The sequence below is a fragment of the Bdellovibrio bacteriovorus genome, from assembly GCF_001592735.1.
Taxonomy (GTDB): Bacteria; Bdellovibrionota; Bdellovibrionia; order Bdellovibrionales; family Bdellovibrionaceae; genus Bdellovibrio; species Bdellovibrio bacteriovorus_D.
Genome location: NZ_LUKE01000006.1, coordinates 250,950 through 262,738, shown reverse-complemented (window position 1 = coordinate 262,738; position 11,789 = coordinate 250,950). Strand labels below are relative to the sequence as shown.

The 11,789-nt window shown below is 45.1% G+C and carries 8 protein-coding genes; 2 read left to right on the top strand and 6 right to left on the bottom strand.

Annotated elements, in window-relative coordinates; translation table 11 throughout:
• Positions 1–61 precede the first annotated feature (61 nt).
• The 5 genes from AZI86_RS19295 to AZI86_RS18100 all read right to left on the bottom strand — a co-directional run bounded on the left by AZI86_RS19295 (position 62) and on the right by AZI86_RS18100 (position 6,030).
• Complete coding sequence (locus AZI86_RS19295; RefSeq protein ID WP_157684765.1) at positions 62–286, bottom strand: helix-turn-helix domain-containing protein; 225 nt, start codon at positions 284–286, stop codon at positions 62–64.
• 86 nt (positions 287–372) lie between these two features.
• Positions 373–2,736, bottom strand: a complete 2,364-nt coding sequence (locus tag AZI86_RS18115) for an FHA domain-containing protein (protein ID WP_061836702.1) — start codon at positions 2,734–2,736, stop codon at positions 373–375.
• A 3-nt stretch (positions 2,737–2,739) separates the two neighbouring features.
• On the bottom strand, positions 2,740–3,642 hold the full coding sequence (locus tag AZI86_RS18110; RefSeq protein WP_253716016.1) for a hypothetical protein: 903 nt from the start codon (positions 3,640–3,642) through the stop codon (positions 2,740–2,742).
• Between the two features lie 12 nt (positions 3,643–3,654).
• The gene (locus AZI86_RS18105; RefSeq protein WP_061836701.1) at positions 3,655–5,424 is read right to left on the bottom strand and encodes a microtubule-binding protein; all 1,770 of its coding nucleotides are present in this window, start codon (positions 5,422–5,424) and stop codon (positions 3,655–3,657) included.
• 195 nt (positions 5,425–5,619) lie between these two features.
• Positions 5,620–6,030 carry an RrF2 family transcriptional regulator gene (locus AZI86_RS18100; RefSeq protein WP_061836700.1) on the bottom strand — a complete coding sequence of 137 codons (411 nt, stop codon included), beginning with the start codon at positions 6,028–6,030 and terminating at the stop codon, positions 5,620–5,622.
• Between the two features lie 198 nt (positions 6,031–6,228).
• Here AZI86_RS18100 and AZI86_RS18095 point away from each other — a divergent pair, with 198 nt between their 5' ends.
• Positions 6,229–6,870 (top strand): NAD(P)H-dependent oxidoreductase, encoded by a 642-nt coding sequence (locus tag AZI86_RS18095; protein WP_061836699.1) that lies wholly within the window; start codon positions 6,229–6,231, stop codon positions 6,868–6,870.
• 157 nt (positions 6,871–7,027) lie between these two features.
• Positions 7,028–8,146, top strand: coding sequence for an ABC transporter substrate-binding protein (locus AZI86_RS18090; protein WP_061836698.1), 1,119 nt, complete (start codon positions 7,028–7,030; stop codon positions 8,144–8,146).
• Positions 8,147–8,185: 39 nt separating this feature from the next.
• Here AZI86_RS18090 and smc read toward each other — a convergent pair whose 3' ends face one another.
• On the bottom strand, positions 8,186–11,773 hold the full coding sequence (gene smc, locus AZI86_RS18085; protein ID WP_061836697.1) for a chromosome segregation protein SMC: 3,588 nt from the start codon (positions 11,771–11,773) through the stop codon (positions 8,186–8,188).
• Positions 11,774–11,789 lie beyond the last annotated feature (16 nt).

The window sequence follows — 11,789 nt, the reverse complement described above, 5'->3', positions numbered from 1 at the left end:
TACCGTAAACAGAGCTTCAATTATCGGAGGAAGTCTTAGATTCTAGAGTCGAGGAACACTTTTATTTAATAATTTCTGAAATATCCACGCGAAATGCGAGGGCCAATTTATGAAGTGTATAAAGACTGGGAGAATGATGACCGGCTTCAAGCCTTTGGTAGTTGCGGAGATCAAAGCCAAAGGCTTCCATATTACGTTGCGAAAGGCCTTGCGCCTTTCGGAGCGACTTAATGTTAGCTGCAATTCTAATGAGAAGTTTATCGTACTTCAAATCCAATGATCCCACACCCGAAGTCTATATATACGGTGCTATTGTACCAGTGGTGTATTTATACCGTCTATTGGTCGAGGTTTAGGGATCATTAAATTATGTCAATGGCTGGCCATGCGACGGCGCTGCATTTCTTCTTTATAGAAATTTCTTTCGAAGCGGCGGTAGGAGTCCACACGAACTTCGGTTCCTAAGATCGTTTTCATGCGCTCTAAGCTCTCAAGTTCAAGATCACGCATTTTTTGAATGCCTTCTTTCACGAAGTCCGGATGAATTTGTCCGCGACGATCTTGCAGCTCTTTAACAATCGCTTTTGAGGCCGCCAAAACCTGGATGGATTTTTCTTCTTCTACACGCCAAGTCTTATACATGTATTGCGACACACTTTTATAGAGCTTTTGTTGAAATTCTTGATCTGCGTATACTTCTGGAAAGTTGCGTGTGTAAATGACAGCGTCGGTGTACGTTTCTTTAAGCTCTTCGCTTTGAGGGGGGTTGAAGCGACGACGCTCAAGATCATCTTTTCGACTTTGCACTTCACGCTGCACAAGAGTTTGCATCGGCGTGTTATCAGAGATGACTTTTTGATAAGCGACTTGAACGACAAAAAATAAAGCTAAACCGGCCGCAACACCTGAAAATGCCCACTGCAATTTTTCTTTTTTACGACGCTTCATTAAATCCTGAGGCTGCGCCATGGTCGCCGTATTTTGCGAGATATTTGCCACCTTACCTTCTAAGGCATCCATCATCTTAAATTCAAGCTCTTTAGAAATTTCTCTCCATTGAGGAGCTTGCATATGGCGCACGACTTCTTTTTCCACCACATTGAAAAGCTCTTTCACGATGCTTTCCTTACGGCGGATCACATCTTCGATGAGATCTTGCTCTAATTTCTTTAGACGTTTGGAGGTTTCGACACGCATTTCCTCTAAGCGTTGCTCCTCCGATTTTGCCATCTGAGACTTATCTTTTTCTAACTTTTCATTTAAAAAAACTTTTTGTGATTCGTATTCTTTAAATAAATGATCTTTACGGGATTCAATCCCGTTCACATCCATAGAAAGCTCTGCCTGCTTTTGCGCTAAGACTCGGACCGCTTTTTCTAAAAGCTCTTTATTGCCTTCAAGGTCCTTGTTAGCGGCCTGCAATTTTGCGAGATTTTCTTCTTCGACTTGGATAAAGTTCTTTAAGCGAACTTCCTCCGCCTCGATCTTCTGTTTTAATTTATTTTCTTCATCGGCCACCCACGTTTTGATTCGCGATTCTTCGGAATCAACAAGGGTTTTGACACGCGTTTCTTCTTGTTCGGCCCACGTTTTCACCCGCGTTTCTTCAGCCTCTAGCGATGCTTTAAGTTTTTCTTCTTCAGTCTGGCGCAAAATCGCCATTTCCTGCTGAAGATCCAAATTCGCTTGATTGTTTTTTTCTAGCTCTTCGACCGCATGTTTTAAGCGGTCTTCGGTGTCGGCTAAGTTTTTTTGAACGTATTCCAAGTTCACTTGACCCGCTTCAAGCTTGCCTTGCACTTCTTGAACCTGCAGACGGGTGAATTCTAAGACACGGTTGACCTCTTCACGCGAGGTTTCCATCAACATGCGGCCTTCGTATTCAGCCGTTTCTCGGGCTTGACGGAGAGCCTCCGCCTTTTGTTTTTCACCTTCAAGAGTGCTTTCCGCGATCAGGTTTTCTGCATCTTGGCGAGCCTTTTCGCGCAAGCCTTGGACATAGACGTCGACTTCTTCACGCAGCTCTTGAGCCATGTTGCGTGCGCTTTGCAAAAGCTCGCGACCCTGATTTTGGAAGTCCGCCAAAATAGCGTCGGCCTCTTTATGGGCCTCGCTTAAACGTGTTTGGTAAAAGGCTTCCGCTTGAGCTTGCGCTTCACGGGCTTTTTGATAGATGGCTTGAACGCGTTTTTCAGCTTGAGTTTCACCTTCAAGCACGATTTGCGCAGCCCGACGTTTAGCATCGTGCAAAAGCTTTTCGGCTTGGAATGAATTCTGAGCCGCGGCTTGGGCCGCTGGTGAAGCAGATGCAGGCACAGATTGCGCAAAATGTGGAGCGGGCATAGCCACAGTTTCCGCGATCTCGGCATCTTCGTCTTCGTAAACAGGTGCGGCAGGAGATTCAATCACCGGTTCTTCGGCAGGAAGCGGGTGCTCGATATCAATGTGCAGGATGTATTCGGACTTACCAAATTGAATCTTATCACTCCCCACCACATTGACGGGAGAGCCTTGGACAATACGTGTCCCGTTGATAAAAGTCCCGTTAGAGGAATTTTTATCTTCAATCCAAATCTGATTCCAGCGACGGGTGACCACAAGATGCACCCGGCTGACGTGATTGTCATTCAGCGTAATGTCGCAATCGACAGAACGGCCGATGGTGAACGAATCTCTGTTCACCTCTCGGCTGAGCGCCTGGTCCTTGCGCTGAATGGCGATCTTAAAATGACTCAAACTCTACGCTCCTCGCGCCACCGGCGTTTTGCTGATTTCTTTATTCAAAGAATCTTCCGCCAAGGCTTCGACTGCATCACGGTGTTCGTCAAACGGACGCTCGTTAGCAGGATAGTTGTTATTGTCACTGCGATACCATAATAAATCTAAAGCACTTTCAAAGCGATCTACCATCGACACATAAGAACGCTCTGGTGAAAGGATCACGTTGAATACATGTGATGCTAAAGAAAAGATAATACCGATGATTGAAGACTTCATCGCAAACGAGATTTCATGAAGGAAACGGTCCATGATATTTTTGCTGCCTTCAAGATCTTGCAAGTTCATTGTTCCTAAACCTTCAAGACCGCCCGCGATACCAATAAAGGTACCCAAGATCCCCGCGACAACGAAAAGACCCGGCAATATAGAAATCAGGTCATTCATCCCCACCATCGGAATCACACCGAACACGCGATTGAAACAAGGATTATGTTGCAATGTTGCTTTGGTGATATTCAAAAGCTTCGGATTGTTGTCATTCCATTTAAGGAATTTGACTTGTTTAAGAATGTCTTTCACCAACCACGCACAACCTTGGCGCACCAAGAAAAAGCGATCGCTGGCCGACATGATATTGTCGGGGCGACGACGCTTCATGCGATCACGAATTTCAAATACTTCGTAATAGGTTCTTTCTAAAAGCTTTTTTGAAAGCGAATAAAAAGACACATCTTGCACTTTGCCTGGTACTTCGGCATCGATAAAACGATTCACTCGTTTTTCGAATTCTTTCGCGAACCATTCATGACGGCGAACCGTATAATAAATGATTGAGCGGAAGAAAAGGCCAAAGCAAAACACGCTTAACATTATGTAAGGCAGCGTTACTACAAAATATTCTGCCAAAGCTTTAGTTGTCACATCCCACCTCTTTTATTTCTTTTGATCCATGCTAAATCGGATAATCACACGTTGCGCTTTTTTACAGTCGTTCTGCTTACAGAATTCGGCTGCCGTCGCAATGTTGCGATTTTGTACTTTCATCACTTCTAAGAAGCTTCGTCCCGAAACTTTCATCAAAGCCAACAATTCGCGTTGATGGTCGAAGCTCCCGCTTTGTTTTTCATCTAATAGATAACTAAAGATCGAGTTCGCACGGCGGTAGCTCAGATCCATGTTGTATTTTAATGCCGCTTTATCTTCCGCTTTAGAACTGTGCGGATCTACGAAACGACCTTGATAAGTGGGCGATGCAAAACCAATGATTTCCACCGCGGAAACTTTATCTGAAATTTTTGGATTACCAAAAAGTGATTTTGAATACACTGGCATCGCTTTTTCTAAGACCGACTTCATTTCGCGTTTTAAGCGATCCGAGTCACTGTCAAAGTAAGTTTGACCAAAATCCAGAACCACGTCGCCCGTTTGTAAATCAATGTCGGCTTTAACCCCGGCCTTCGCAAAACCTTTTTGAATTTCGTGGGCCACTTGCTTACGTGCTTCGATTTCTGCTTTTGCTTTTGCTAACTCACCTTGGGTGCTATTAAGTTTTCCGGCCAAAGCGGCTTTTTCCGCGGCTAAGCCCGCAAGCTTTCCGCCCATGCCTTGAAGCTCACCTTCTTTTTGCTGAAGTCGACCTTTGGTGGCTTGCAACTCTCCCACCGTTTGCCCTAAAGCACCTTTGGTGCTGGCAAGCTCACCACTGAGACCCTCGACTTCACCTTCTTTTTGTTGCAAGCGTCCTCGAGTGGCGGCCAATTCTCCTTGCGTCTGCCCCAACGCTCCCTTAGTGCTAGCCAATTGGCCACTTAGGCCAACCACTTCGCCTTCTTTTTGTTTCAACAGACCTTGGGTTGAAGCCAAAGCCCCTTGGGTTTTAGATAAAGTCCCTTTGGTGTTTTCTAGATGAGCTTGAGTATTGGCAAGCTCGCTTTGCACCTGCCCTAACTGGCGTGTCGCCGATTGGATCTGGTTTTCGTATTGGGAATTCATATTACGCAGCTGATCCAACTTCGCCTGGCTTTCGGCTTTGGCCTGCGCCATTTTAGCTTCGTAAGCTTTTTTAGAAAGCTTATTGGCTTTATAAGCCATGCGCAGGTCTTTCACGTGTTTGTCCAAAGCTTTTTCCGTTTGGGCAATACGGGCTTCACCTTGCGCAATCAACTGCTCTTTATTTTTGATGTCTTTGTTAAGCGTGTTGATTTGGCCTTCTTTAACGTCGATCTCCACATCTTGTTCAGCGATGAAGTCTTCACGAGTGGCAATTTTAGTCTTAGCCATCTTGTTTGAGTTTAAAACGTTACGAACCATTTGCTGGTATTTGTTCAATGCTTTGACTTTCGCTTCGTTTTCCGAAGCCTGCATCAACAACTTCTCTTTTTCTGATTTCGCGTCTTCTTGAAGCAAAGTGAGCTTATCCATCAGCTCTTCGTATTCTTGCACTTCGCTTTTAGAAGCTTGTTGTTGCATGTATTCGTTTTTTACCGACTCATACATTTTGAGTTGGTTTTCCATCTCTTCCACTTTCATCGAAAGCTTTTCATTTTCTATTTGAGTGCGCAGACCATCCGTCCCCGCGCGCAAAGAGGAGGTCACGTAAAGCAATAGAAAGATGCAACTTAATCCAAGGAATAAGTCGGAATATGATGTCCAGAAGCTGTCGTTGGACGCATGTTCCTTATTCTTACTATAATTAAAAGACATAGCGAAACACCCCACCTTTGAAGATCTTATCAACAGTTTCGGAAGAGTCGGTGTCTTAAGAGAGGACTAATTTGGGTTTGTTTCGAGAGAATTGAACAATTTTTTTTCAATCCCGTATTGAGACAAGAGAGTTCCAAGAAAGTGCAGAATGTTTTGACGAGTCAGTTAAGAAGCGGTCGAAATGTCCGCGAAAAACTATTTAATTTGAGAAGCAAGATCAGATAATTTGATTCCCGAAAGATAATGCATAGAGTTCTGTTCAATACCTTCGGCCACCTCAGACAGCAGCGTTCCCATATTACAGCTGACCACACACTGCTTGTAAGGCTCTTTACATGGAGTCGCCATCAACTTTTTATCAAGCACGGCTTCATAGATATCTTTCAGCGTGATCTCTTTGGGCGACTTTGTCATACGAATGCCGCCCGCCTTGCCTTTGAAGGTTTCAAGAAGGCCCGCCTCAACAAGCTTAGAAACCAACCGGCGAATGACGGTGGGATTAGTACGAATGCTAGAGGCCAGCTCTTCAGACGTCATTAAATCCGGCTTGTGATAAGCCAGAACTGTCATGAGATGGACTGAGACTGAAAACCTTTGGTCGACCATGAATCCACTGTACTACAGCCAAGCCCCAGACACAATGCTGACGTTTTTTGAGGCATTTATGACAAATGTAAGGGGGTCTTATTTTAAATGTGCTTTTTACTGTTGCATTTAAAATCCAGGATCGGTATATTGTGCGTATGTCTGTTACGTTAAGTCCTAATGGACTGGTAACAGACTTTAATAAGAATGGAGAGCTCCATGAGCCAAACTTCAGTGAGTGACGCTTTAACCTGGCGTTATGCCGTTAAGAAATACAACCCCGACGCTAAAATTTCGGCGACGGACTGGAAGGCCTTAACGCAAAGTCTTCTTCTAGCGCCCTCTTCTTACGGACTGCAGCCGTATAAATTCATCGTGGTTGAAAATCCAGCGGTGCGAGAAAAGTTGAAGACAGTGTCTTGGAATCAAACACAAGTCACCGATGCCAGTCACTACGTCGTCTTCTTATACAAAGACAATGTGGATGAACGCTTCATTCAAAAATACGTGGATCGCATCGCCGAAGTGCGCGGAGCGACCCCAGAATCATTGGAAGGTTTTAAAGCCATGATGGTTCAAAATATCGCCCAGGCCCCAGAAGAAAAAACTCGGGTGTGGGCCCAACGACAAGCATACATAGCGATGGGCTTCCTTCTTGAAACCGCCGCCTTACTAAAAGTTGACGCCACCCCCATGGAAGGCTTCGATCCCGCAGCCTACGACAACATCTTAGGATTGGAAGGTTCAGGTTGGAAGACCGTCGCGAGTGTAGCCCTTGGTTATCGTCATACGGATGATGCCTTTCAGAATCTCAAAAAAGTTCGTTTCGCAGAGGACTCAGTCATTGAGTACGTGAAGTAACGAACTCCCTCCCTCGACTATTTACGCCGATCGGCGTTTTTAAAGCCCTTGCCGTTCCTCCCGGCGAGGGCTTTTCTTTGGACCACATGTAACAAGCATTGAAAGAAAAACCTTCCTATGTGAAAAGACCTAAGCTATCAAGGTAGTACGGGGACCTATGCTGAAATATTTTATTTCTGTAGCACTGATTTCTTTCACATATATCGCATCAGCCCAATTCACCACACAAAGTAAACAAGAAACTGTCATCACCTGCCATTACGACGAGGTCCTTACGATGGACGTATGGACTTCGTATGGCCCCTCGGCCCCCATCAATGAGTTTAAAGATTTTATCCGTAAGAAATATGGCAAAAACGTGGATCTGCATGTTCGCCGCACTTTAAAGCCAGAGGATTTTTATGATCGCGTGCGCGCCGGCATTTCGGATATTATTTCACCGTCGCATAACTTTTTGAAAGACGAGCGCACACATTTTATCAAAAACAATCTGATCATTCCGATTGATCCAGAAATCGTCACCAATCTTAAAGACGTACAAACTCACTTTATCGAAAACGATTTCGTCACTAGCAAAGGAAAACTTTACGGTGTGCCACTGGCCGCCGGGCCTTACGGGCTTCTTTATAATGTCGACCAAATCGCCACGGCGCCCACAAGCTGGAATATTTTATGGGCGCCAGAGATGAAGGGCCGCTATTCGCTTTCATTGGATTTTTACGAAGCCAATATTTATTTAACGGCCTTGGCGATGGGATATAAAAACGATCAACTGCACGACATTTCTTTGTTAAACACAAAGAAATTCCGCCTCAAGCTCACACAGCTCTTAACCAATGCGAACTTCTGGCAGGGCACACCTCACTCCGATGCTTTGAAAAAATCTGTCCTGACCACGAGCTGGGGACTTTCCACTTCGATCTCAGGTCCTGATGCCCAAAAATGGCGGATGGCCCAACCGAAAGAGGGAGTGAGCATGTGGGTGGATTATTTAGCGGTGACTAAAAACGTGCGCCGCAATCCCTTTGCTACGACTTTAGCGATGGAATGGGCGAATTTTGTTTTAGGTAAATCATTCCAACAAACAATTTTAGAAAAGAAATATCTGTCGCCCTTAAAAATCTCCTCTTTACCATCCATGGAGTTGGAGTCCGATATCAAGTATTTGTCGGACCAAAGAGCCTATTGGCCCGTTCTCACCGTGCGTGAACGCAACGGCCTGAAACTTATGTACGATCAAATTTTAGCCCAGATTAAAAAAGAAAAAAGCCGCTGATTTCTCAGCGGCTTTTTACGTCGTCCTTCAATACATCGATTAGTGAATATCTTGAAGAGATACAGACACCATTGTCGACACACCACGCTCTTGCATGGTCACGCCGTACAATTTTTTAGCAACTTCCATCGTATGTTTATTATGCGTCACTACGATGATTTGCGAACGTTTGGCCATTTCACGAACCAAGTCGTTGAATCGGAATACGTTGGCATCATCAAGTGGCGCATCAACCTCATCCAGTAAGCAATACGGAGAAGGCTTCACCAAGAAGATCGAGAACACAAGCGCCACCGCCGTCAGGGCTTTTTCGCCCCCCGACATCAATGAGACGTTTTGAGTTTTCTTTCCCGGAGGGCGAGCGATGATTTCAATACCCGCCTCATTCTTCTCTGTTTCTTCAACCATTTCAAGCCATGCTTCCCCGCCACCGAAAAGGACTGGGAATACACGAGTGAAACGATCGTTAACCAAGTCAAAGGTCTCTTTGAAACGTTTAGAACAGATGCGGTTGATACGATCGATCACTTTACGCAATTGTTCTTTAGCTTCGGTTAAGTCCGCATGTTGTTTCGTTAAGAACTCATAACGTTGAGCGGTCTCTTCGTATTCTTCGATTGCTGACAAGTTCACTTCGCCGATCTTCGCCAATTTCTCACGAAGCTCTTTCAGTTCACCTTCTGCGGTTAAGAAGTCACCTTCGCGGCCCGCGTATTTTTCAACAACGTCTGGAAGGTTGAGCATGTAACGTTCACGCACTTGATCAATCAAGTACTGCTCTTTCATCTTCGCTTGTTCAAGCTTCAATTGAGAGTCATTCATTTTGTGTTGTCTTTCGTTGCGCGCGCGTTGTGAAGACATGGCTTCATCTTCCAACTGGCGAACGGTTTCAGACATCACTTCGTATTCGTCTTTAGTGCGAGCCACTGACAATTTCATTGTCTCGACTTCGTCTAACAAACGTTCAAATTCGATTTTCTTTTCTTCCAGAGTCATCTGGCTTTCAGTCATTTGCGAACTGTAGCCTTGAGCTTCCTCGTTCATACGAGTCAACTGACCGTCTAAGTCATTCAAAGACTTCGTCACCATTTCAAGCTGACGAAGAACCCCTTGGTATTCTTGAGTCTTCGAAGCCGATTTAACCTGTAAATCAGTGACTTCCGCCTGCATGCCATCAAAGCCCGTGCGCGTGAAGCTAAGTTCTTTGTTTAAAGTCTCAACTTCCATTTCAAGAACAGTTTTCTTTTCACGAGCTTCTTGAAGAGCGATTGTCAGCTCTTCCATCTTTTGCTCTTGAACTTCCACTTGTTCAGTCAATTTTTTAACTTCGCGCTCTTGGCGTTCAACGGCCGTTTGGGCGTTGACTAGTTCGTTTTCCGCACGTTCTAGGTCTTTACGAAGTTCGGTGACTTTGATTTCTTGCTCAACCTTACGTTTTTGCGCGCCTTCAAAGTCGTTAACGACGTTAGTTAATTGTTCTTCCGTTTTTTTCAAAGCGGCTTGAGCCAGCGCTAATTTACCCGCGTACTCATCTTTACGATCAGAAAGTTCTTTGATTTCACGACGACGTTTTAAAACGCCTGAATCTGCTGATTCCGTCGATCCACCTGTCAAAACTCCGTCAGCTGTGAGCGTGTCACCGTCAAGGGTAACAAATGTCCAACCTTCATAACGTGGGCGAAGAGCCAACGCCGTGCGGATAGAATCCACGATGGCTACGCCATCAAGCAAGTAAGCCACAGTGCCTTTAAACTTATCCGCCGCTTGAACTACGTCTTTCAAAATAGCTTGAACGCCGGTTTCATTTTCAGGCGCCGAAGCACGGTGCAAGCTTTGCGAACTGCTTTGCGCTGACAAGAAGCTAGAACGACCGGTTTTTTGTTCTTTCAAATGATCAACAGCTTCCAACGCCACGTCAGAGTCGGAAGAAAGAAGCATTTGCAGGCGTGAGCCCAGGGCCGCTTCCATCGCGACTTCGTACTGCGCCGGAACTTCAACAACCTCGGATACCGGTTGAAAATGAGTGACCACCGAACCATCAGCCATCAACTCTTGTGTTTTGGTTTTCTGCCAAAGCATGACTTGTTTCACGCCTTCTTGGAAACCTTCGAAGTTGTTTTGCAAGTTTTCTAAACCGTACAAACGAGAAGCAACCTCATTCAAGCTGTCTTTGAACTGTTCCATCTCAGCACGTTTAGTAGCGGCACTTTCCGTCAGGATTTTTTTATTCGCTTCAAACGATTCGAAATCATTCGCCAAATCCAATTGCATTTGACGTTCTTTTTCTAGCTCGTTGAAAACTTTTTTACGGCGGCCCTCAAACTCAACGTGTTTTTCACGAAGTTCGTTTAGGACCAATTGCTCGTTATCTTGACGGTCCGTCAAATCAGAGATTTGCGAACGTAAAGAGTTTACACGCGCATCCAAGGAAGACTCAGACTGACCGACCGCGAATAGATCACGGCGTTTCACCGTCAATTCTTCATCGACTTGTGAAATGCGGTTGTTCGAGTTTTGGAAGATTTCATTTTTTTCTGTGAATTGAGCCGTTAAAGTTTCGGCTTCTTCTTTAAGCTCTGCGACCTGAGAATCCAAAGTCGCTTTATCACGAGCCAACAACTCTTGACGGGCTTGCTGTTCTTGCAAGATCGTGCCGGTCATCTGTTCATTACGACGAGCCTGTTCGATTTCAAAACGAAGCTCTTGGATTTCCATTTCTTTTTTCTGAACTGTTGATTGTTTTGCAAAAAACTCAGTTTGTTGCGATTCAACCAGCTTTTCTTTTTCCAAGATTTGAAGCTTCAAAACTTCTAATTGCCCCTGAAGAGTGGAAAGGTTTGTTTCACCTTCCACTTCCATGCTTTGTGCTTCGTTGAAGATATTTTGCGCTTCGTCCGCCGCACGTTTCAACTCTACGTACTGAGCTGAAGACAACCAGAGGTCCAAATCTTCGATTTGGTTTTTGATGTTACGATAACGTTCCGCACGTTGGGCTTGTCTTTGCAAAGAATCAATTTGGCGCTTTAACTCGCCGATGATGTCTTGCAAACGCACCAAATTTTGGTCCGTAGAAATAAGTTTTCTTTGCGATTCTTTTTTACGAGCTTTGAACTTCGTAATCCCGGCCGCTTCTTCGATCAACATACGACGATCTTCAGCTTTAGCCGTGATGATTTTACCGATCATACCTTGAGCGATGATCGAGAAACCTTTAGAGCCCGCACCCGTATCCATAAAGATCTCTTGCACGTCTTTTAAACGCGCTGGTTCTTTATTGATGAAGTACTCCCCCTCACCATTTCGGTGAAGACGACGCGTGACCATGATTTCAGAATGTTTAATATACTTTGCCGGAAAAGCTCCGCCGTCGTTTTCAAGCGTCAACGAAACTTCGCACATCCCCAAGGGGGCGTAACCTTCGGCACCGCCAAAGATAACGTCGGTCATTTGCGAGCCGCGCAGATCTTTCGCGGACATCTCGCCCATAACCCACATAAGGGCGTCGACGATATTGGACTTACCACAACCGTTAGGCCCTACGATACCCGTAATGCCGGCGTCGAAATGAATGACGGTGCGATCTTTAAAAGACTTAAAACCAATGAGTTCAATTTTCTTAATTCTCAAAGTACAATCCCCTCGG